This is a genomic window from Mobilicoccus sp., assembly GCF_032060985.1.
Classification (GTDB): Bacteria; Actinomycetota; Actinomycetes; order Actinomycetales; family Dermatophilaceae; genus Mobilicoccus.
On sequence record NZ_DAMBGD010000028.1, the window covers coordinates 1 to 20,106 of the forward strand.

Sequence of the window (20,106 nt, forward strand, 5' to 3'; positions counted from 1 at the left end):
GATCCGCGGCCATCGACCGCGTCGACCAGTGCGTATCCCCATTCGGCGGCGCCCCCTCCAGGGTCCGGCTGATCAGCGCCTCGATCTGCTCATCGGACATCTTCCGCGGCTGCCCCGGACGAGGCGCATCCTCCAAACCATCCAACCGATCCGCCAGGAACCGATCCCGCCACTTCGACACCGTCGGCGCACTCACCCCCATCGCTTTGGCCACCCCCGCCACCGACGGATCATCCGCATACGCCAACACGATCTTCGACCGCTGCACCAGGCGCGCCGACGACGTCGGCCGCCGCACCCACCCCAAGAGCACCGACCGCTCATGATCGGACAGGACAAGAGGCTTCGCGGCAGGACCCGACATACCCCAATCCTACAGAAAAAGCAACGGATTATCGACTCAGAACACTAGATCTCAGGAGCATCATTGATCCAATCGCAAGAACCACCCCGCCAAATGGGGGCGATGGAAGTCTGCTCTCAGCAGGGGCCAAGTGGGCCACTCTGGGTAAGATCTTTACTTGATTTTTACCTGGGTCAGCGCGGTGGCAACTGAGTCCAGGTGCCTCGGCGCCGAAACAGCCCCGAGCCGCCCGGCCCGGTCACGTCCGAGGTATCGGTTCCGGGGGTGACGGCGGGCGCGCTTCTCCGGGTCGGTAGCCCTTGGTGAGGGCCAGCAGGGTGGGCATGTCGAGCGTCTGACTCGTCGTAATCGCGCCACTCTCGACCCTGTCACCCCGCGTCCACGTGGCGGGTCGGGGACCTTGTGCCCCGGGGCGATGTCGAATGCCGCCTACGGTGGAGGGGTGCGCACAGGTCCTCCGCTCTGGGTGATCAAGGCCGTCATGTCCCTCACCGGTCTGATCTGGGCGGGGTTCGTGCTCGTCCACCTGTTCGGCAATCTCAAGGTGTACGGCGGGGCCGCAGGGTTCGACACGTACGCGCATTGGCTCCGCGAGGTCGGGTACCCGCTCATTCCCCACGAGGGAGTCCTCTGGAGCCTGCGGATCGTCCTCGTCGTCGCCCTCGTCGCGCACGTCGTCGCCGCGCTCATGCTGCTCGCTCGATCGCGGAGCGCCCGTGGGCCCGTGCGGGCCCGACGCACCGGGCTGCGCATGTGGAACGCGACCCTCATGCTGCCCACCGGCATCCTCATCCTCGTCTTCCTCGGCATCCACGTCCTCGACCTCACCCTCGGCGTCGAGCCCGCCGCGCCGTCCGCGTTCGCCGCACCGGGCGAGGGCGGTTCCCCGTACGCCAACCTCGTCGCGAGCCTCGCGCGCCCGTGGGCGGCGGTCGTCTACGCGGGCACGATGCTCGCCATCGCCGCGCACCTGTTCCACGGGGCGCTGCTCGCCGCCAACGACCTCGGCGCGACCGGCGCCCGCCTGCGGGTGGTGTGCGTGTGGATCGGCGCCCTCGCCGCGATCGCCGTGCTCCTCGGGAACGCGAGCATCCCGGTCGCCGTCCAGATGGGGCTGCTCACATGACCACCTCCGACCGCACCGGCCGGTTCACCCCCCACGTCGAGCACGGCCCCGACCTCGACGGCCGCATCCCGGGCGGTGACCCGGCGAGCGCGTGGGCGCGGCGCCGCGACGAGTACCGCCTCGTCGGCCCGCTCAACCGAGGCAAGTTCACCGTCGCGGTCGTCGGCACCGGCCTCGCCGGCGCGGGAGCCGCCGCCGCCCTCGCCGAACTCGGCTACCGCGTCGAGGTCTTCACCATTCACGACGCCGCGCGCCGGGCGCACAGCGTCGCCGCCCAGGGCGGTATCAACGCGGCGAGGGCCCGCGCCGTCGACGGTGACTCCCTCCACCGGTTCGTCGTCGACACCGTCAAGGGCGGTGACTTCCGTGGCCGGGAGGCCGAGGCGTTCCGGCTCGGTGAGGAGTCGGTGCGGGTCATCGACCACCTCGCCGCGATCGGGGTGCCCTTCGCGCGCGAGTACGGCGGCAGCCTCACGACCCGCAGCTTCGGCGGCGTGCAGGTCTCCCGCACGTACTACACGCGCGGGCAGACCGGTCAGCAGGTGCAGATCGCGGGAGCCCAGGCCCTCCAGCGGCAGGTCGGCGCAGGACGGGCACGGCTGCACACCCGCTCCGAGATGCTCGACCTCATCGTCGAGGACGGTCGCGCCCGCGGCGTCGTCGTGCGTGACCTCGTCACTGGGGCCGTGAGCGCCCACCCCGCCCACGCAGTCGTCCTCGCCACGGGCGGGTACGGCAGCGTCTACTTCCACTCGACGCTCGCGGTGAACAGCAACGCGAGCGCCGCATGGCGCGCGCACCGGCACGGGGCCCTGCTCGCCCACCCGAGCTTCATCCAGTTCCACCCGACGGCGTTGCCGGTGAGTTCGCCCTGGCAGGCCAAGACGATCCTCATGAGTGAGTCGCTGCGCAACGACGGACGCATCTGGGTGCCTGCCCGGCCCGGCGACGACCGCGACCCCGGCGACATCCCCGAGTCGGAACGCGACTACTACCTCGAGCGGATGTACCCCGCCTACGGCAACCTCTCCCCCCGCGACATCTCCTCGCGGGCGGCGACGGCGCGGATCCGCGACGGGCACGGGGTCGGGCCACTGAAGAACAGCGTCTACCTCGACTTCCGGGATGCCCTGGGCCGGCTCGGCCGCGACGTCATCGCCTCCCGGTACGGCAATCTCTTCGAGATGTACGCCCACGCGACCGGCGAGGACCCGTACGCCGTGCCCATGCGGATCGCGCCGGGTGCGCACTTCACGATGGGCGGGTTGTGGAGCGACTACGACCTCATGACGAGCCTGCCGGGGTTGTTCGTCGGTGGTGAGGCCGGGTGGGGCTACCACGGCGCGAACCGCCTCGGCGCGAACTCGTTGCTCTCGGCGTGCGTCGACGGGTGGTTCACGCTGCCGTACTCGGTGCCGAACTACCTCGCGCCGCTGCTCGGTGAGCCACTGCCGCAGGCCGATTCCGCGCCCGTGCGCGAGGCCGTCGCGCGGGTGCAGGCCCGCGTCGATCGACTTCTCTCGGGCGGGGGCGACCAGGCCCCGGCGACCTTCCACCGCCGACTCGGGGAGATCCTCTACGCCGGGTGTGGCGTCGAGCGGTCGGCGACCTCGCTCACGACGGCGATCGAGGACGTGCGTTCGTTGCGGGCGGAGTTCTGGCGTGACGTCGCGGTGACCGGCCGCGGGGAGGCGTTCAACCAGGTGCTCGAGCAGGCCGGCCGGGTCGCCGACTTCCTCGAGCTCGCCGAGCTCATGTGCGTCGACGCGCTCGACCGCACCGAGTCGTGCGGGGCGCACTTCCGCGCCGAACATCAGGACGACGGGGAAGCGCGACGCGACGACGAGCACTGGGCGTTCGCCTCCGCGTGGGCGACGCACGCGCGCCCCGACGATCGGGACGGGACGGGGCTGCGGTTCACCCGCCACGCCGAACCGCTGCGGTTCGAGGCCGTGCCGCTCGCGACGAGGAGCTACTCGTGAAGGGGGGCCGGTCATGAGGCTCACGCTGCGCATCGTCCGGCAGGACGGCCCGGAGGCGAGGCCGCGCTCGGTCGACTACGACGTCGAGGGTCTCGCGCCGCAGATGAGCCTGCTCGACGCCCTCGACCTGCTCAACACCCGCCTCGTCGAATCCGGGGGCGACCCGATCAGCGTGGAGTCGGACTGTCGAGAGGGCATCTGTGGGGCGTGCGGCGTCACGGTCGACGGCCGTCCGCACGGCCCGGAGGCGAACACACCGACGTGCCACCAGCGGCTCTCCTCGTTCCGCGACGGCGACACGGTGACCCTGGAGCCGCTGCGCTCGGGGGCGTTCCCCGTGATCCGTGACCTCGTCGTCGACCGCGGTGCCCTCGACCGGATCATCGCCGCCGGCGGCCACGTCGCCGTCGACGCGGGCACCGCGCCCGACGCCGACGCCGTGCCGGTGACGGAGCGGACCGCCGAGGAGGCCCTCGACATGGCCGCCTGCATCGGCTGCGGGGCCTGTGTCGCGGCCTGCCCCAACGGCGCCGCGCACCTGTTCGCCGGGAGCAAACTCGCCCACCTCGCACTCCTGCCGAACGGGTCCCTGGAGCGGGACGTCCGCGCCCGCGCCGTGAGCGCCCGCCTCGACGCGGAGTTCGGCCCGTGCTCCCTCTACGGCGCCTGCGCGCAGGTCTGCCCCGCCCACATCCCCCTCACCGCCGTCGCCGCCGTCCCCAAACACCGCCTCCGCGCGCTGTGGCGACGGGCGTGATCGGAGGGCCGGCCGGGAACTCCCGCGGCGCGATCGTCTCTATCCCGCTTCCGCGCTGACAGCGGCGACCCGGGCGCTCAGGCGCCGGTGAGGGAGCCTCCGAACGCACGGGAGTGCCCCATACCGTGGCGTGCCTTTCCCGCGTCACACCCTTTGGACCATCGAGCGCAGCAGATGCGCGAGAGCCCTACCTCCGGTAGCTACATCGGTACTACCATGGTGGCATGCCTCAGGTGAAGCTCAGCGTGAGTCTGTCCCCTCGCGAGGTCGAGACGCTCGACAGGTACGCACGATCAGCTGGTCTTTCGTCCCGTTCTGCCGTGATCCAGCAGGCGATCAGACTCTTGGGCGACCCCGAGCTGGAGGATGCCTATGCCGCCGCTTGGCAGGAGTGGGAGGACGCCGGGGACGCCGCGGCCTGGGCTGCCACCGATGCCGATGGGCTCAGCTGATGCTCCGTGGCGAGATCCGTCTCACCGATCTGGAGCCCGCCCGTCCCGGGGAGGCCGACAAGCGCCGACCGGTCGTCATCGTGAGCAACGACCGGGCGAACCTCACGGCGGCTCGGCTCGGCCGCGGCGTCGTGACGATCGTGCCGATCACGAGCAACACCGCGCGGGTGTTTCCGTTCCAGGTCCTCCTGCCCGCAGAGGAGACCGGCATCCACACGGACTCGAAGGCGCAGGCAGAGCAGATCCGCTCGGTGTCCATCGAACGCGTCGGGCCCGTGATCGGACGAATGCCCAGACACCTTCTCGCCCGACTCGACGACGCCCTCCGCCTGCATCTGCACCTCTGACGCCTCCTTCGAGGTGTCGCGGGCGCCTTCCCCTGTCGCCGCGGTCAGGCGGGATCGGCCTGAGGCGTCAGAGAAACTCCTCGGCCACGGGCGACGCGACGCAGACGGGTATGAAACGTGTAGACCCGCAGGTCGGCTCCCTCGATGAGCAGATCGGCGATGTTGGGGTGCCAGACGTCCTGGTCATCGAGGACAGCTCTGGCCAACGCCCCGCGGCGGCGTCGAGCGCCTGGGCCAGCTCGTCGGACTCCGTGACGACGTGGCGTGGTCGAGCGGTCGCCGGCCGGAGGTGTCACATCGCCGGCCGTGGTGCGTCACCCACGCTGGCCCCCGCTTCGACGTTCTGTCCTCGAGAGCACCACGTTCAGCGATCCTCGAAGGTGTCGTCCTCGGGGAGGTCGCGGTCGAGGCGTCGTTTCATCGCGCGGTCGGCGAGCGCGAAGCCCGCGATCGCGACACCGGCTCCGCAGATCGCCCCGGCCACGTAGCTCCAGCCGCCGCGCTCCGCGAAGCTGCCGCCGTCGCCGAACATCGTCAGGGCGAGGCCGATCGCCCACAGGACGAGCAGCACCATGCGCAACCGGAAGGACCAGAAGGACCACCGGGCCCGCCACGGGAGGTCGGCCAGGCCGTTCGCGCGGAGGTGGGAGAGGGCCGCGATGTTGCCGAGCCCGACGATCCAGACGACCCCGATCGACCACATCCCGACGGTGCGATCCCCGGCCCAGACCATCGCGACGGCGAGTCCGGAGGCGGAGAAGAGCGCGACCTCGTAGGCGATGACGTACGCCTCCATCCAGACGCGTCGCTGACGCTCGTCGCCGAAGCTCGCCTCGTCGAGAGTGGCTGCCGCACTGAGAGCGGAACGGAAACGGTCGATCGTGGCCATGTCAGGCCTCCTCGTGGGTCGGGTCGATGAAGAACAGCTGGTCGATGGGGTGCTCGAGCGCGTCGGCGAGGCGCAGGGCGAGAAGAACGGAGGGGGCGTAGTCACCGCCCTCGATCGAGACGACGGTCTGCCGCGAGATGCCCACCGCGGAGGCCAGCTCCGCTTGAGTCATGCGCCGCGCACGTCGCACCTCACGGACGGCGTTGGCGAGGGCTTCGTTCGGCATGGCATAAGTCAACGATCCTTGACATCAGATGTCAAGGATTCTGTACTTCCCGTGAGCGACGGGACTTGGTGACGACGGGAGGGGCGACGGCCTCCCCCGTGGACGAGGGTGGGCGGCCGACGCGAGCGCCCGCCGGGACGAGGTCGGCGTCTCCCCGTCGGCGGTGGTGCCAGGCCGCGCCGCCGCACGCCATGCACCGCGCATGGCGCCGCCCCCTCCGCACTCACCCCTGGGCGGAGGTGGCCCCGCACCACGACCCCACTCCTGTCGATGCTGCTCCCTCCTCAGGCGGGGGGTGTTCACGCCGAGGCGTCGCCGCCGCTGCGTACAGTGAGGCCTTCGCCGTCGACGTTCCCCGAATCGAGACCCATGCCTGCACACCGCCTCGACCTGTCCGACGACGCCGCGGTGTGGCCGACGGGCCGGCGGTGGACGGAGGACACGAGCACGGTGACCCGCTGGCCGGCGATCGCCGTGGCGACCGTCATCCTTCTCGCGGCGTTCAGCCCGAGTCTGTTGCCACGCCCCTGGTACATGCAGGCCGTCGCCTGTGGCCTCGGCGCGGGGATCGGCTACCTGCTCGCCCGTACGCTGCAACGGCTCGTGCGAGGCGCCACGGTGCTCACCGGGATTCGCGTCGTCGCCCCACCACGGACGCGCCAGGTGCTCGGTGGCCTCGCCCTCGTGATCGCGGTCCCCGCCGCGATCTACGCGTGGGTCACCAGCCACCGCGCGCACGTCGAGACGGCCAAGCTCGTCTCGATGGACCCACCGACCCTGCTCGACGACGTGCTCGCCACGGCGGCCAGCGTCCTCGCCGCGGTCCTCGTCGTCCTGATGCTCATCGGGCTGCAGCGGGTGTGGTTGCGGCTCAGCAGACTCCTCAAACGCGTCGTGCGCGTCCCGAAACCCGTGGCCCGCGCCGTCTCGGCCCTGCTCGTCGTCGGACTGCTCGTCTGGGTGACGAACGACGTCCTGTTCCGCGGCGCCCTCGAAACCGTGTCGCGTCTGTCGGCGGAGGCGAACGACGAGACCCCCGAAGGGCTCTCGGCGCCGACCTCACCCCTGCGGTCCGGCTCCCCCGGCGCGGCCCAGCCGTGGGAGGAGCTCGGCTTCAACGGCATGAAGTACACCGGCTCCGGCCCCGACGCGAGCCGGATCGAGCAGGTCACCGGGCGGCCGGCGACCGAGCCGATCCGGGCGTACGCCTCCGTCGCGGGCGGTGAGATGGAGGACATCGTCGCGACCGCGATGAGCGAGCTGGAACGCATGGACGCCTTCGACCGCTCCACGATCCACATCGTCACGACGACCGGCGAGGGCTGGGCCGAGGAGTTCGACGTCGAGTCGGTCGAGTACCTCACCGGCGGCGACGTCGCGACGGTGGCGATGCAGTACTCCTACCTGCCGAGCCCGGTGGCACTCTTCGTCGACCGCACGACGCCCGTCAGCGCCGGCACGCTCCTCCTCGAGGCCGTCGAGAAGCGCGTGAAGTCGATGGAGAAGCGGCCGAAGATCCTCGTGTCCGGGTTGTCGCTCGGGTCGTTCGGCGGTCAGGGCGCCTTCACCGACGCCGACGACCTGCTGAGCCGCGTCGACGGCGCGGTGTGGATCGGGACCCCGCGGTTCACCCCGTTGTGGGGCGACCTCACGAGCGGGCGCCGAGGCGGCTCCCCGGAGATCGCCCCGGTGATCGGCGACGCCGAGCACATCCGGTTCGTCACCCGCCCCGACGAGCTCTCGCACGACTTCTACGGGCGCACGCTCGGTCAGTGGCAGACCCCCCGCGTCGCCTACCTCCAGTACGCCTCCGACTCGCTCATGTGGTGGTCGCCCGAACTCGCCTACAAGGAGCCCGACTGGATGCGCGAGGAGGCGGGCCACGACGTCTCCTCGGGCCTGTCCTGGTGGCCGCTCATCACGTTTGCGCAGGTCAGCGTCGATACCGTCGCCGGTGCCGAGTCACCCGCCGGGCACGGCCACACCTACCAGGAGGACGTGGTCCCCATGTGGGCGGCCGTCCTCGACGGACTCGTCGAGGACCTGCCCGAGGGGTCGATCGAGAAGATCCAGACCGCGATCCGCGAGAACCTGCCGAAGGACTCCCAGTGACGGACTCCCCCATCACAACCCGAGCACGGCGCGGGCGATGAGGAAGTACGTGATGAGCCCGGTCGCGTCGACGACCGTCGTGATGAACGGCGCGGAGACGACCGCAGGGTCGACACCGGCCTTGCTCGCGAGGAGCGGGATGACCGCGCCCACGGTCGTCGCGAGCGCGCACACCGCGATGAGCGAGAGGCACAACACCGTCGCGATCTGCGCATCGACGAGGAGCCACGCGGGGACGAAACCGACCACGGCGAGGACGACGCCGAGCGACAGTCCGGTGCCGAGTTCCCGCAACGCCACCCGGGGCGCGTCGCGCACGGAGATCTCCCCGGCCGACAGGGAGCGCACGACCGTCGTCACCGTCTGGGCTCCGGCGTTGCCGCCCGTCCCGATGAGCAGCGGCACGAACAGGGCGAGCGCGACGACCTGCTCGAGCGTGGATTCGAAGTAGTCGAGGACGTTCACCGTCAACGTGGCCGCCGCGATGAGCACGAGCAACCACACGACACGACTGCGCACGAGATGCCGGATCGGCGTCGCGAGGTAGGGCCGCCGGACCACCTGGGTGCCGGACGCGCGCGCGGCGTCCTCCTCGGCCTCTTCGGCGAGGATCCGCATCGCGTCGTCGACGGTGATGACCCCGACGAGGCGCTCCTCGTCGTCGACGACGGGGAGGCCGACCATGCCGTGGTCGCGGATGAGCCCCGCCGCGACCTCCTGGTCCTCGTGCACGTTGACGCTCACGGGCCGCGAACTGAGGTCGATGACCCGCTCGTCGCGTTCGGCGGTGACGAGCTCCCGCAAGGAGACGACGCCGACGAGACGCCGCCCCGGACCGAGGACCGGCACCATGTAGATCGTCTCGACGTCGGCCCCCGCGTGGCGCAGGGTCTGCAGGGCCTCCCCCACGGTCGCCGACTCCGGGACCGCCGCGACCTCCGGCGTCATCCGACGGCCGGCCGACTCCCGCGGGAACCCGAGGACCGTCTCCGTCATCGCCCGCTCGTGGGCGTCCAGCCCCGACAGCAGGGTGACGACGAGGGAGGCGGGCAGCTCGTCGAGGAGGCGCGCACGGTCGTCGGGGTCGAGGTCGGCGACGAGCCGACTCACCGACTCCGCACGCAGGTGCGCGATGAGCTCACCGGCGGTGGCGGTGTCGAGGCCCTCGAAGACGTCGAGGGCCGTCTTCTTGTCGAGGAGGCGGAACACGACGGCACGCCGCGCGGCCGGCAGCCGACCGAACGCGCCGCGGATCTCGGGGACGCTGAGCATGGGCAGCGTCGTCGCGAGCTGCGTCGGGTCGCCCTCGGCGAGGACACGGGCTTGTTCGGGAGACACGGTGCTCATGGTCGCATCGACCTGACAGGGGACCGCCCTCCCGGAAACCGCAGCGGTGACGCACGCTTTCGATGTGGCAATCTCGACGCAGTCGACGTTCCCCCGCCTCGACCGCCGCCCCGCTGACCTGTGCTGATGCGGGACCCCCGAGGTCCGCTGCCCATCAACTCCGCCGAGATTGCCACTTGCCCTGGCGAGGCCCCCTGGCGCACGGCCCATGTGGCAGCCCGTCGGGGTGGTCGTCCTCGCCGTCCGCGGGCAACCGCCGCGTGGCGACCGTGGCCGCCCGAGTACCCTGCCCAGGGCGCGGGACGGGGGACCTCTCCGTCAGCACCGCTGGGGACCCGGTGACCGTGCCCCTCATCAGCGGGGCCGTGCCACGCCCATCCGGAGAGGGCTGGGCTCAGTGCCTGCCGGCACCGCCGAGGAAGCGCGCGGTGCTCGTGGCCGGGGTGAGATCGAGCCGGCGGAGGAGTTGGGCGTTGAGCGCGACCACCACGGTGGACGCGGACATGAGGATGGCCCCCACGCTCATCGGGAGCACGAACCCGACCGGGGCGAGCACCCCGGCGGCGAGCGGCACGGAGACGAGGTTGTAGCCGGCGGCCCACCAGAGGTTCTGCTTCATCTTGCGGTAGCTCTCGCGGGAGAGGTCGATGACGGAGAGCACCGACCTCGGGTCGGAGGAGGCGAGCACGACACCGGCCGAACCGATGGCGACGTCGGTGCCTGCGCCGATCGCGATTCCGACGTCCGCCGCGGCGAGGGCGGGTGCATCGTTGACGCCGTCGCCGACCATCGCGACCTTCCTCCCCTCGCCCTGGAGCCCGGTGACCTTGGCGGCCTTGTCCTCCGGGCGCACCCCCGCGAAGACCCGGTCGATCCCGAGCTCCGCGGCGACGGTGTCGGCCACGGCCTGAGCGTCGCCGGTGATCATGACGACCTGGACGCCGGCGGCGTGCAAGGCCTCGACCGCCTCGCGCGACTCGGGGCGGATCTCGTCGGCGAGCCCGAGCGCGCCGATCACCGCCCCGTCGGCGACGACGTGGAGGATGATCGCGCCTTCCTCCCGCCAGGGGGCGACGGCGGGGAGCTCGTCGAGGTCGTGCTGCTCGATCAGGGAGGGGCCACCCACCTCCACCACGGTGTCGTCGATGGTGGCTCGCACCCCGACCGCTGGGGAGGAGGCGAAGTCCGTCGCCCGGGGGACCTCCAGACCGCGGGCGGCGGCCGCGCCGACGATGGCGCGGGCGAGGGGGTGCTCGCTGTCGGCTTCCGCCGCCGCGGCGAGGGCGAGGACCTCGTCCGCGCTCCGGCCGTCGACGGGCTCGACGGCGGTCACGGTCGGCTCGCCCTTGGTGAGGGTTCCGGTCTTGTCGACGAGGACGGCGTCGACCGTGCGCATCGACTCCAGGGCGAGGCGGTCCTTGACGAGGACGCCGCCGCGTGCGGCGCGTTCGGTGGCGATGGAGACGACGAGGGGGATGGCCAGGCCGAGCGCGTGCGGGCAGGCGATGACGAGGACCGTGATCGCACGGACCACGGCGCTCTCCGGCAGCCCGACCGCCGACCAGACGATCGCCGTGAGGACGGCCGCCCCGAGGGCGAACCAGAACAGCCATCCCGCGGCGGTGTCCGCGACGCGCTGCGCTCGCGACGAGGAGGACTGCGCGTCGGCGACCAGCTTCTGGATCCCGGCGAGGGCGGTGTCGTCCCCGACGGCGTCGACCTCGACGCGGAGGCCGGAGTCGGTGGCGACCGTGCCCGCGACGACGCGATCCCCCTTCGCGCGGCGGATCGTCCGGGACTCGCCGGTGACCATGGATTCGTCCATCGCCGCGGAGCCGTCGACGATGGTGCCGTCCGCCGGGACGGCCGAACCCGGCCGGACGATCACGACGTCGCCGACCGCCAACTCCGCGGGGGCCACCGTGACGACGTCGTCGCCCTCCACGCGCTCCGCCTCGTCGGGGAGCAGCGCGGCGAGCGAGTCCAGGGCCGAGGTGGTCTGGGCCAGCGATCGCATCTCGATCCAGTGACCGAGGAGCATGATGACGACGAGGAGAGCCAGCTCCCACCAGAAGTCGAGCTGGTGGTCGAGCAACCGAAGGCTCGCGCCCCACGAGGCGAGGAAGGCCACCGTGATCGCCAGCGCGATGAGCAGCATCATCCCCGGCTTGCGCGCGCGGATCTCCGAGACGCCACCCGTAAGGAACGGACGGCCTCCCCAGAGGTAGACGACCGTCCCGAGCAGGGGCGAGACCCACCGTACCCATCCCGCATCGGGCAGTCGGTAACCGATGAGGTCGGCGAACATGGCGTTGAACGCCACCACCGGCACCGACAACACCAACATCACCCAGAACAGCCTGCGGAACTGGGCCACGTGGCCGCCGTGACCCGAGTGGCCCGAGTGCTCGCCGTGGCCCGAGTGCTGGCCTTGGCCGCTGTGGCCCGAGTGCCGGCCGTGGTCCGAGTGCTCTCCGTGGTCCGGCGCCGCGTGCAGCGCGGTGTGGTCGTGCTCGGTGCCCGTCGGGTGGTTCATCGGATGCTCCCCTGAGTCGTGGCGTCCCGGTTGGCTGGGGCGGGAAGGACGTCGGCGATTCCTTCCCGCTGGTCAGCGGCCAGGTCCCCTCGGGATGATTCGGCCTTGACGGACGAGGCCTCAGTGCGCGGTCGAGCAGGGGCGGTCCTCGAGGGCATCCCACCGGTGGTGGGCGCCCCTGACGCACACGGTGCCCGCAGAGCAACCGACGTCGACTGCTCCGAGGTCGCAGGTAGGCGCGGGCCTCACCCACGGCTTCTGGACCGCGGTCGCTGACGTCGGGGTCAACCTATACCCCCCGCGGGTATATTCCACCCCTGCAACATCCTTACTCGCGCCGTGAGGAGACCTGATCGGCGCCGTCGTTCGCCGCGAGCCTCCGCAGCTGCGGCTTGAGGATCTTGCCGGTGGCGTTGATCGGGAGCTGGTCGAGGAATACGACGCCCTTCGGGCGCTTGTAGCCGGCGAGATGATCCGCGGCCCACCCCGTCACGTCGTCGGGTGTGAGCTCCGAGCCCCGGGCAGGGACGACGTAGGCGATCGGGACTTCGCCCCACGTCGCGTCGGATCGACCGACCACGGCGACCTGCGCGACGCCGGGCTGCTGCTGGAGCACGAACTCGACCTCGGCGGGGTAGACGTTCTCGCCGCCGCTGATGATCACGTCCTTGAGGCGGTCGACGATCGTGAGGAAGCCGTCGCCGTCGACGACCCCGATGTTACCGGTCCGATACCAGCCGCCGGGTTCGAGCACTGCGTCGCTCTCTGCCGTGTTGCGCCAGTAACCGACGAAGACCTGTGGGCCGTGACACCACACTTCACCCGCCTGCCCCACACCGCACTCGGTCGCGGTGTACGGGTCGACGATCCGGATCGAGCCGTGCCGCACCGCACGTCCCTGGGTGGTGGCGCCCGCCTCGCCCATCTCGGGGGTCGCGAAGGCGACCGCGCCGGTGAACTCGGTGATGCCGTAGACGGCCTGGATGGCGATGCCGTGCGCCGCTGCGGCGGCGATGAGTGGCGGAGTGACCGACGACCCGCCGCAGGCGATGTGGACCAGACCTGCGGTGTCGACCGGGGTCCTCTCGGCAACCTGCAACAGGGCCCAGAGCATGAGGGGGACGGTCATCATCGTCGTGATCCGCTCGGCCGCCACGCTCTGCCAGACCTTCACGGGTTCGAAATCGGCCATGAACACCGTCGTCGAACCGCGGAGGATGTTGGCGATGAGCGGCGCGAGCCCACCGATGTGAAACATCGGCGCGACCAGTAGGAATCGGTGCTCGGGCTCCCACGGGATGGTGGCCGCCATACCGTCGGCCGACCAGATCAGGTTCGCGTGGCTCAGCATCGCGCCCTTGGGACGTCCAGTCGTACCGGAGGTGTACATGATGACGGCCGGGTCGCCGGCCCCCACATGGGCCGGGGCGAGGTCGCCGTACGATGCCGAGCCGCCGACGTCCGACCCGCCGGGGAGGAGATCTACGTAGGCACGCACGACGTCGGAGTCGGAGTCGAGTCGATGAACGTCCTGGTCGGCGTGGGGGGCGCCGTGGACGACGCGTGGGACGCTGCGGGTGTGGGTGCCAAGGGCGCTGACGACGGTGTCGGTGAACGCGGCGTCGTGCAGCAGCGCCACCGGGTCGCTGTCCTCGAGGATGTAACGCAGCTCGGCGGCGGGAAGGCGCCAGTTGGCGATGACCGCGATGGCCCCGAGCCGTGCCAGCGCGAACACCGACGTCGCGACGAACTCACTGTTCTTGGCCAGGACGACCACCCGGTCGCCCTGGCGGACCCCTGCCGCCGACAAGCTCGTCGCGACATGGTCGACACGTCGATACACCTCGGCGTACGTGAGTCGCAGGTCGCCGTCGACGAACGCTTCGTCGTCGGGAGTGGCCCGTGCCCGGGCGGCCAGGAGCGCCGGGAGGGTGTGGGCGGAGTCGTCCGCCGCGTCGCCGGCGATCGGGTGGAGATGCTCCCCGAGGGGTGCGGCGAGCGTCGGCTGGGGGGTGGTCATCTCGGTCACGGTCGCTCCGTCTTCGGTGTGCAGCGGTCGAGGATGGTGGCGGTGTCGACGCCCGGGGGCAGGGTGCCGAACACCGTGCCCCAGTCACGGTCGAGTCGCGATCCGGTGAAGGCGTCGGCGACCGCCGGGTGGCCGTGGCGCAGGAGCAGGGAGGCCTGGAGGGCGAGCGCGAGGTCACCGACGAGGCGGCGCGCCCGGAACTCGAGGTCGGCGAGGTCGGCGACCTGGTTCTTCGTCCGCGCCAGGAACGCGTCGTAGCGGGAATCGGCACCGGCCGCCTGATCGAGCTCGTCGAGGAGGACCGCGAGGGTCTCGGGCTCCTTGGCGATGGCGCGCAGCGTGTCGAGGGCTGCGACGTTGCCACTGCCCTCCCAGATGCTCAGCAGCGGCGACTCGCGGTAGAGCCGCGGCAGGCGGGACTCCTCGACGTATCCGTTGCCGCCGAGACACTCCAACGCTTCGGCGGTGTGCGCCGGTCCGCGTTTGCAGACGTAGTACTTCGAGACCGCGAGGCCGATGCGACGAAGTTGGGCGGCACGCTCGTCGCCGCGCTGGGCGTCGTCGGTGAGGGCGGCGAGCCACAGGGCGACGGTGGTCGAGGCCTCGGCCTCGACGGCGAGATCGGCGACGACGTTGCGCATCAAGGGCTGGTCGACAAGGGTCCGGCCGAACGCGGCGCGATGCGTGACGTGATGGGCCGCGAGGTGGACCCCATGTCGCATGAGACTGGCGGTGTTGAGGGTGCAGTCCAAGCGGGTGCCGTTCACCATCTCGATGATCGTGCGGACGCCACGGCCCTCGTCGCCGAGCCTCCAGCCGAGGGCGTTCTCGTACTCCAGCTCGCTGCTGGCGTTCGAGTGGTTGCCCAGCTTGTTCTTCAACCGCTGAAGGCGGATGTCGTTGCGGGAGCCGTCGGGCAGGACCCGTGGGAGCACGAAGCAGGTCAGCCCGCCGGGTGCCTGCGCGAGGGTGAGGAAGAGGTCGGACATCGGCGCCGAGGTGAACCACTTGTGGCCGACGAGGCGGTAGCTGCCATCGGATTGCGGTGTCGCGACCGTCGTGTTGGCGCGGACGTCGGAGCCGCCCTGTTTCTCCGTCATCGACATGCCGGCGATGAGGCCGGGTTTCGTCGACGGCTCCCGCAGGACGGGGTCGTATTCGCCACTGCTCAGGAGGGGTTCGTAGCGGGCCGCGAGGTCGGGGTCGACGCGCAGCGCCGGGACGGCGGCGTAGGTCATCGACGTGGGGCAGCCGTGCCCGGCGTCGACGATCTGCCAGACGCTGAACTTCGCGGCCCGGATGAGGTGGGCGTGGCGGCGGGGATCGCTCCACGGCGTGCCGTGCAGGCCGAACCGGACGGCATGACGCATGAGGTCGTGATAGGCGGGGTCGTAGACGACCTCGTCGATCCGGTTGCCGTACCGGTCGTGCGTGTGCAGGACCGGGGTGTGCTCCTCGGCGAGGTCGCCGAGCGCGAGCGCCTGCGCACTTCCGGCGGCGCGGCCGACCTCGTCGAGTTCGACGAGAGCCTCCTCCGCGCCGTGGCGGCTGAGTGCCTCGCGGAGCGCGGGGTACTCCGCGGCGTTGTAGTCGACGAGGTCGGGGGCCTGGTTGAGCACGTCGTGGGTCTTCATGTCTGCTCCTTGCTCGCGCGGGACTCGGCGGTGTCGGGGGCCCGGGGCGCGTCGGTGGCGATGATGTCGTCGGTGTCGGTGAGGTCGTCGGCGTCGGCGAGATCGCCGGCGGCGGCGCGGTCGGTGGCGGCGGCGCGGTTGGTGGCGGCGGCGATGTCACCGTTGTGGGTGGCTCGTTCGTCGCCCGTTCGTCCGCCGACCGGATCGGCTGAGGTCGTGGTGCCGAGGTAGCGGGAGCTGAGCTCGTTGCGGAAGTCCTCGTAGGCCCAGCGCAGGTCGTCGGCCGGCCACTGCTCGGGAGCCAGTTCGTCGGGCAGGGCGGGGTCGAGACACAGGTGGCGCACGGCCGCCGCCGCGGCCGTGAGTCGCTCGGGCGGCGGCGCGTCGCTGCGCATCACCGACAGCAACCGGTCCGCCGTCGACGCCCAACCGGGCAGATCCCACAGTTGGCGGGTCAGGGCACGGTCCTTCGCGGGCCGTGTCGAGAAGGCGAGCAGCCCGCTGTCGCCCGAGCTGGCCGGGTGGGCGTCCGCAGGTCCGCGACCGGTGGACGGCCCGAGCAGGGGGTCGTCGACCTCGGGCTGGGGGTGCAGGTTGTCGGGGCGCAGCCAGACACCTTCGCGCAGCTCGGCGTGCCGCGCCCGGGTGAGCGCGCGGCGCAGCGCGGCGCGTTCGGGCGCGGGGCGGCCCCGGTCCACGACGACGAGCATCCGCCACAAGCCTTCGTAGGGGCGCCGGCGGGGGTGAGCGAGCGCCTCGGTGACCCGTTGGCGGTCGAGATGTTGAGGGCCGAGGGTGTAGATCCCGTCGTCGACCTCGAGGTCGCCGGCGGCGACCATGCGGGACAGGGCGACCCGCATCGTCGGCACGGCGATCCCGAACATCTCGCCGAGGGTGACCACGTCTCGTCCGCTCAGGCGTGGCGGCCGGGCGCCCAGCAACAGGCTGAGGGCCACCGAACGCGCGCTCAGCGGCGGCGTCGCCTCGTGATCACCGGTCATCAGCCGTCCTTCCGACCAACCGATTACAGCAGGCGAACGACTGGTTCACAAGTGTAATGAATGATCGGAGCTGCACTGTTGGCCCGGTACCACGGGGCTGGTCGGCGTTTCCGAACCCCCTGGGGGGTGACGGACGCAGCGCAGTGACCGGGGTATGACGGATGGAGGACGACGCGGGCACGACCGACGTCACCGGGGTGGGCGGATCATCGCTCGCACCGAAGGAGTCCCGCGATCGTCGTTCTCGACACTGCGAGGACTCCTCAGCGTCGCCGCCGCGCCCGTGCACGGTGCCCAGCGGGCGAGTGCCGGCACACGCACCGCGGCCACCGCGGCCGGACTCCGCCCGTTCGTCGCAGCCGCGGCACCGCGGGACCCCCCACGGCAGCCTCGACGACGAGGGTTCACGACGACGGGTCACTCACGATCCCGCCACCGACGCCTCAACGCCGTTGGTGCACGGTCCCGCCCCGCAGACGAGCCCTAGCTGAACCAGTGGAACGTCTGCGACACCCCGAGGACGGCGTCGATCCTCGGGGCGTGGACGCATGAGGAGTACCTCGCCGCAGTGCTGGACCGTGAGGTCGCAGCCAGGAACGCGTCCGGCGCCCAGCTGCGGATCCGGGCCGCCGGGTTCGCCGCCCGCAAGACGATCGAGGAGTTCGACTGGGACGCCCAACCCGCCGTCCGCCAGCAGATCGCCGCGTTGGCGTCGGGTGGGTTCCTGACCGAAGCCCGCAACGTCGTGTTGCTCGGCCCGCCGGGCACCGGCAAGACCCACCTGGCCACCGGCCTGGGCATCGCGGCCGCGAATCACGGCCACCGGGTGCTGTTCGCGACCGCGACCGAGTGGGTCACCCGACTCACCGACGCCCACCGCGCCGGCAAGCTGCCCCAAGAGCTCGCACGGCTGCGCCGCTACGGGCTGATCATCGTCGACGAGGTCGGCTACCTGCCCTTCGAGCAAGACGCCGCGAACCTCTTCTTCCAACTCGTGTCCAGCCGCTACGAACACGCCTCACTCATCCTCACGTCCAACTTGCCCTTCAGCGGCTGGGGCGGCGTATTCGGCGACCAGGCCGTCGCCGCCGCGATGATCGACCGCGTGGTCCACCACGCCGACGTCCTCACCCTGAAGGGCGCCAGCTACCGGCTACGCAACCGCGGCATCGACACCCTGCCCAGCATGAAGACCCAAGACGCGGCAGACTAGAACACAACGAACCGGTGGCCTCGTTTTCGAGCGTCGGACCGGCCTCATTTTCGAGCGTTGCCGACACCACTTCGCGGCTTCGCTGCCGTCCAACTGCACCGTCAAGGCCCAGGATCTCGCCCTGCTTGGTCGCCGTGTTGCCTGGAGACTGTTCGGAGCGCATCGTGCCTGGTCGCGCGAGAATTATGGCGGCCGGGAAAGGATCGTTTGTATCCCCATTCGGGTGCGGTGCGAGAGCGCTGAGGACGCATCGCCTCGGCACAGGTCGGTCATGCTCGGCGCAGGTCGGCCATGATGGGAGGCGTGCCCGACGACTTCCTCATCGCGACCAACCCGGAGGAGAACACGACCCTGCCGTATCTGCTGCGGATTCCGTTGGGGGAGAGGGGAATCATCCTCAAGGCGAAGGAGCGGTGGCCTCGGACCGCCAAGGTCTACTGCCACCCGGCGCAGTGGCCGGAGGGTGTGGAGATCCTCGAACAGCTGCCGGTGCGGTCCTGTGTGCGGCGCGGGGCGGCGATCGATCTGGTGCTGGAGCGCGGTCGGGAGAATCGCTCGCAATTCGTGATGACACGCGTGCGCGGAGGGCGCGAGGCGATCTTCTGGCAGAGCCGACGCACCACCAAGATGGCCCGACCGGCGGCGTCGCTGCCGAGCGCGCGGGCCTCGGGCGTGGCCGACATGGAGATCCACGTCGACACCCACGAACGCCACGGCTGGCGGTTCGACCGCTGGCAGGCGCACACCGTGAAATCGGCTCTGCCCGTGGGGGACTACGCCGTCCGCGATGGTGACCGCGTCGTCGCCGCGGTCGAGCGCAAGACGCTGGAGGACTTCGTCGCGACGCTCACCAGCGGAAAGCTGAAGTACGTCCTCGCAGACCTGGCGGCTCTGCCGCATGCCGCGGTCGTGGTGGAGGAGCGGTATTCGAAGGTGTTCGCGCTGGAGCGGGTGCGGCCGGCCACGGTGGCCGACGGCATCGCCGAATGCCAGGTGGCGTACCCGAACGTCCCGATCGTGTTCACGGAGACCCGCCCACTCGCCCAGGAGTGGACCTACCGATTCTTCGGCGCCGCCCTCGCAGCCGACGCCGACGACGCCGAATCCACCCGCCGCCTCGTGGCTCTCCCGTCCGGAACCGCCACACCAGAGGTCAAGGCAGACGCCCGTGAAATCCGTGCGTGGGCACAGAAACACGGCTTCGCGATCTCCGACCGTGGCCGCATCCCCACCGACATCCAGGAGTCGTTCCGTCGAGCGACGGGGAAGTTGTGACGTTGGATCCGGCCGCTCACTGGAACCGTTGTGCAGGCCATTGATCGCCGACGCGACCACGGGCTTGGCGCACGGCGACTGTGGTGATCACGAAGCGCTCGTGTCCTCCCTCTCCTCCATGACGAGGGGGAGGAGAAGTCATCAGAAGGGCCTTGCCTGGTGTCGAATGGATCGGCATGGAGAAGAAGGAACTTGAAGCCCAGAGTCGATCTGTTGACGCTGTGATCCAGGCGGTTGCGCGGATCGACGCCGCAGAGTTCGCCGCGTACCGCGGGGGATGGCCGGGACAGGTCGGAATGGCCCTGGTCGATGCCGTCTTCTCGATCCGGGCCCGGTACGACGCATCGGTCCTGCCGCGCCTGCGCACGTTGAAGGAACACCACCCCGAGATCAGCGACGACTTGCAGGCACTCGTCGACCTCGGAGCCGACGAGGTCCGCCGGGTCATGGGCAGTACCAAGACGGCGCGACGACACAAGGCCGACTGCGCGCGGCAACCGCCATGCTCACTCTCTCGCCGCCTCTGCGTCGGGCTGACGAGGTTCGTGAACATGAAGATGCCGCGCGTCACGCATACACGAGTGTCCGAGGCCTCGGCCCGGTGACCGCGACGTACTTCCTCATGCTCCTGGGGAAGGACGGCGTCAAGCCCGACCGCATGATCAGGCGCTTCGTCAATGCAGCCTTGGCGGCCGAGAACCTGGGCTCTGCAACCTCTGATCAGGCCGGAACGAGCTCACGCCAGGGACGGTCATGGCGTGAGCCTCACCGCGTACGAACACGCAGTGTGGCGGGCGAAAGGGCGGGTTCCGTCAC

The 20,106-nt window shown here is 70.7% G+C and carries 18 protein-coding genes; 9 read left to right on the forward strand and 9 right to left on the reverse strand.

Annotated features, from left to right (window positions below; all coding sequences use genetic code 11):
- Nucleotides 1-364, reverse strand: a 364-nt coding sequence (locus RT054_RS16140) for a helix-turn-helix domain-containing protein (RefSeq protein WP_313025584.1), incomplete at its 3' end; no start/stop codon positions are given.
- Between the two features lie 442 nt (nucleotides 365-806).
- Between RT054_RS16140 and RT054_RS16145 the strand changes: the two genes are divergently transcribed.
- From RT054_RS16145 to RT054_RS16165, 5 genes are all read left to right on the forward strand, one after another.
- The gene (locus RT054_RS16145) at nucleotides 807-1,490 is read left to right on the forward strand and encodes a succinate dehydrogenase cytochrome b subunit (protein ID WP_313025587.1); all 684 of its coding nucleotides are present in this window, start codon (nucleotides 807-809) and stop codon (nucleotides 1,488-1,490) included.
- On the forward strand, nucleotides 1,487-3,472 hold the full coding sequence (locus RT054_RS16150; protein ID WP_313025589.1) for a fumarate reductase/succinate dehydrogenase flavoprotein subunit: 1,986 nt from the start codon (nucleotides 1,487-1,489) through the stop codon (nucleotides 3,470-3,472). Before RT054_RS16145 ends, RT054_RS16150 begins: the two co-directional genes overlap by 4 nt.
- 13 nt (nucleotides 3,473-3,485) lie before the next feature.
- On the forward strand, nucleotides 3,486-4,229 hold the full coding sequence (locus tag RT054_RS16155; protein ID WP_313025592.1) for a succinate dehydrogenase/fumarate reductase iron-sulfur subunit: 744 nt from the start codon (nucleotides 3,486-3,488) through the stop codon (nucleotides 4,227-4,229).
- Nucleotides 4,230-4,453: 224 nt separating this feature from the next.
- Nucleotides 4,454-4,681, forward strand: coding sequence for a ribbon-helix-helix domain-containing protein (locus RT054_RS16160; protein WP_313025595.1), 228 nt, complete (start codon nucleotides 4,454-4,456; stop codon nucleotides 4,679-4,681).
- The gene (locus tag RT054_RS16165) at nucleotides 4,681-5,028 is read left to right on the forward strand and encodes a type II toxin-antitoxin system PemK/MazF family toxin (RefSeq protein ID WP_313025598.1); all 348 of its coding nucleotides are present in this window, start codon (nucleotides 4,681-4,683) and stop codon (nucleotides 5,026-5,028) included. The genes RT054_RS16160 and RT054_RS16165 overlap by 1 nt, the downstream gene beginning before the upstream one ends.
- A gap of 44 nt (nucleotides 5,029-5,072) precedes the next feature.
- Here the strand turns inward: RT054_RS16165 and RT054_RS16170 are convergent, their stop codons facing one another.
- From RT054_RS16170 to RT054_RS16180, 3 genes are all read right to left on the reverse strand, one after another.
- Entirely contained in the window at nucleotides 5,073-5,234 is a 162-nt protein-coding gene (locus RT054_RS16170) for a hypothetical protein (protein WP_313025600.1), read from the reverse strand.
- 158 nt (nucleotides 5,235-5,392) lie between these two features.
- Complete coding sequence (locus RT054_RS16175; RefSeq protein ID WP_313025602.1) at nucleotides 5,393-5,917, reverse strand: hypothetical protein; 525 nt, start codon at nucleotides 5,915-5,917, stop codon at nucleotides 5,393-5,395.
- 1 nt (nucleotide 5,918) lies between these two features.
- Entirely contained in the window at nucleotides 5,919-6,143 is a 225-nt protein-coding gene (locus RT054_RS16180) for a helix-turn-helix domain-containing protein (protein ID WP_313025605.1), read from the reverse strand.
- Between the two features lie 369 nt (nucleotides 6,144-6,512).
- Here RT054_RS16180 and RT054_RS16185 point away from each other — a divergent pair, with 369 nt between their 5' ends.
- Complete coding sequence (locus RT054_RS16185; protein ID WP_313025607.1) at nucleotides 6,513-8,255, forward strand: alpha/beta-hydrolase family protein; 1,743 nt, start codon at nucleotides 6,513-6,515, stop codon at nucleotides 8,253-8,255.
- A gap of 12 nt (nucleotides 8,256-8,267) precedes the next feature.
- Here the strand turns inward: RT054_RS16185 and mgtE are convergent, their stop codons facing one another.
- The 5 genes from mgtE to RT054_RS16210 all read right to left on the reverse strand — a co-directional run bounded on the left by mgtE (nucleotide 8,268) and on the right by RT054_RS16210 (nucleotide 16,802).
- Nucleotides 8,268-9,602, reverse strand: coding sequence for a magnesium transporter (mgtE, locus tag RT054_RS16190; RefSeq protein ID WP_313025609.1), 1,335 nt, complete (start codon nucleotides 9,600-9,602; stop codon nucleotides 8,268-8,270).
- 394 nt (nucleotides 9,603-9,996) lie between these two features.
- Nucleotides 9,997-12,138, reverse strand: a complete 2,142-nt coding sequence (locus RT054_RS16195) for a heavy metal translocating P-type ATPase (RefSeq protein ID WP_313025611.1) — start codon at nucleotides 12,136-12,138, stop codon at nucleotides 9,997-9,999.
- A 328-nt stretch (nucleotides 12,139-12,466) separates the two neighbouring features.
- Complete coding sequence (locus tag RT054_RS16200; RefSeq protein ID WP_312721798.1) at nucleotides 12,467-14,158, reverse strand: AMP-binding protein; 1,692 nt, start codon at nucleotides 14,156-14,158, stop codon at nucleotides 12,467-12,469.
- 5 nt (nucleotides 14,159-14,163) lie between these two features.
- Nucleotides 14,164-15,801 carry an acyl-CoA dehydrogenase family protein gene (locus tag RT054_RS16205; RefSeq protein WP_312721800.1) on the reverse strand — a complete coding sequence of 546 codons (1,638 nt, stop codon included), beginning with the start codon at nucleotides 15,799-15,801 and terminating at the stop codon, nucleotides 14,164-14,166.
- The gene (locus RT054_RS16210; protein ID WP_312721803.1) at nucleotides 15,798-16,802 is read right to left on the reverse strand and encodes a hypothetical protein; all 1,005 of its coding nucleotides are present in this window, start codon (nucleotides 16,800-16,802) and stop codon (nucleotides 15,798-15,800) included. Before RT054_RS16210 ends, RT054_RS16205 begins: the two co-directional genes overlap by 4 nt.
- 529 nt (nucleotides 16,803-17,331) lie before the next feature.
- On the opposite strand from RT054_RS16210, the gene istB reads away from it, so the two are divergent.
- The 3 genes from istB to RT054_RS16225 all read left to right on the forward strand — a co-directional run bounded on the left by istB (nucleotide 17,332) and on the right by RT054_RS16225 (nucleotide 19,895).
- Nucleotides 17,332-18,015, forward strand: a complete 684-nt coding sequence (gene istB / locus RT054_RS16215) for an IS21-like element helper ATPase IstB (protein ID WP_396837329.1) — start codon at nucleotides 17,332-17,334, stop codon at nucleotides 18,013-18,015.
- 294 nt (nucleotides 18,016-18,309) lie between these two features.
- On the forward strand, nucleotides 18,310-19,290 hold the full coding sequence (locus RT054_RS16220) for a histone-like nucleoid-structuring protein Lsr2 (protein WP_396837330.1): 981 nt from the start codon (nucleotides 18,310-18,312) through the stop codon (nucleotides 19,288-19,290).
- A 176-nt stretch (nucleotides 19,291-19,466) separates the two neighbouring features.
- On the forward strand, nucleotides 19,467-19,895 hold the full coding sequence (locus tag RT054_RS16225) for a hypothetical protein (protein ID WP_313025618.1): 429 nt from the start codon (nucleotides 19,467-19,469) through the stop codon (nucleotides 19,893-19,895).
- Nucleotides 19,896-20,106: the final 211 nt, after the last annotated feature.

Bases quoted from the DNA above. Each gene is read 5' to 3' on its own strand.
- RT054_RS16150 (WP_313025589.1), top strand. From the start codon at position 1,487: ATGACCACCTCCGACCGCACCGGCCGGTTCACCCCCCACGTCGAGCAC.
- RT054_RS16155 (WP_313025592.1), top strand. From the start codon at position 3,486: ATGAGGCTCACGCTGCGCATCGTCCGGCAGGACGGCCCGGAGGCGAGG.
- RT054_RS16160 (WP_313025595.1), top strand. From the start codon at position 4,454: ATGCCTCAGGTGAAGCTCAGCGTGAGTCTGTCCCCTCGCGAGGTCGAG.
- RT054_RS16165 (WP_313025598.1), top strand. From the start codon at position 4,681: ATGCTCCGTGGCGAGATCCGTCTCACCGATCTGGAGCCCGCCCGTCCC.
- RT054_RS16175 (WP_313025602.1), bottom strand. From the start codon at position 5,917: ATGGCCACGATCGACCGTTTCCGTTCCGCTCTCAGTGCGGCAGCCACT.
- RT054_RS16180 (WP_313025605.1), bottom strand. From the start codon at position 6,143: ATGCCGAACGAAGCCCTCGCCAACGCCGTCCGTGAGGTGCGACGTGCG.
- RT054_RS16185 (WP_313025607.1), top strand. From the start codon at position 6,513: ATGCCTGCACACCGCCTCGACCTGTCCGACGACGCCGCGGTGTGGCCG.
- mgtE (WP_313025609.1), bottom strand. From the start codon at position 9,602: ATGAGCACCGTGTCTCCCGAACAAGCCCGTGTCCTCGCCGAGGGCGAC.
- RT054_RS16195 (WP_313025611.1), bottom strand. From the start codon at position 12,138: ATGAACCACCCGACGGGCACCGAGCACGACCACACCGCGCTGCACGCG.
- RT054_RS16200 (WP_312721798.1), bottom strand. From the start codon at position 14,158: ATGACCACCCCCCAGCCGACGCTCGCCGCACCCCTCGGGGAGCATCTC.
- RT054_RS16205 (WP_312721800.1), bottom strand. From the start codon at position 15,801: ATGAAGACCCACGACGTGCTCAACCAGGCCCCCGACCTCGTCGACTAC.
- RT054_RS16210 (WP_312721803.1), bottom strand. From the start codon at position 16,802: ATGACCGGTGATCACGAGGCGACGCCGCCGCTGAGCGCGCGTTCGGTG.
- RT054_RS16220 (WP_396837330.1), top strand. From the start codon at position 18,310: ATGGGAGGCGTGCCCGACGACTTCCTCATCGCGACCAACCCGGAGGAG.
- RT054_RS16225 (WP_313025618.1), top strand. From the start codon at position 19,467: ATGGAGAAGAAGGAACTTGAAGCCCAGAGTCGATCTGTTGACGCTGTG.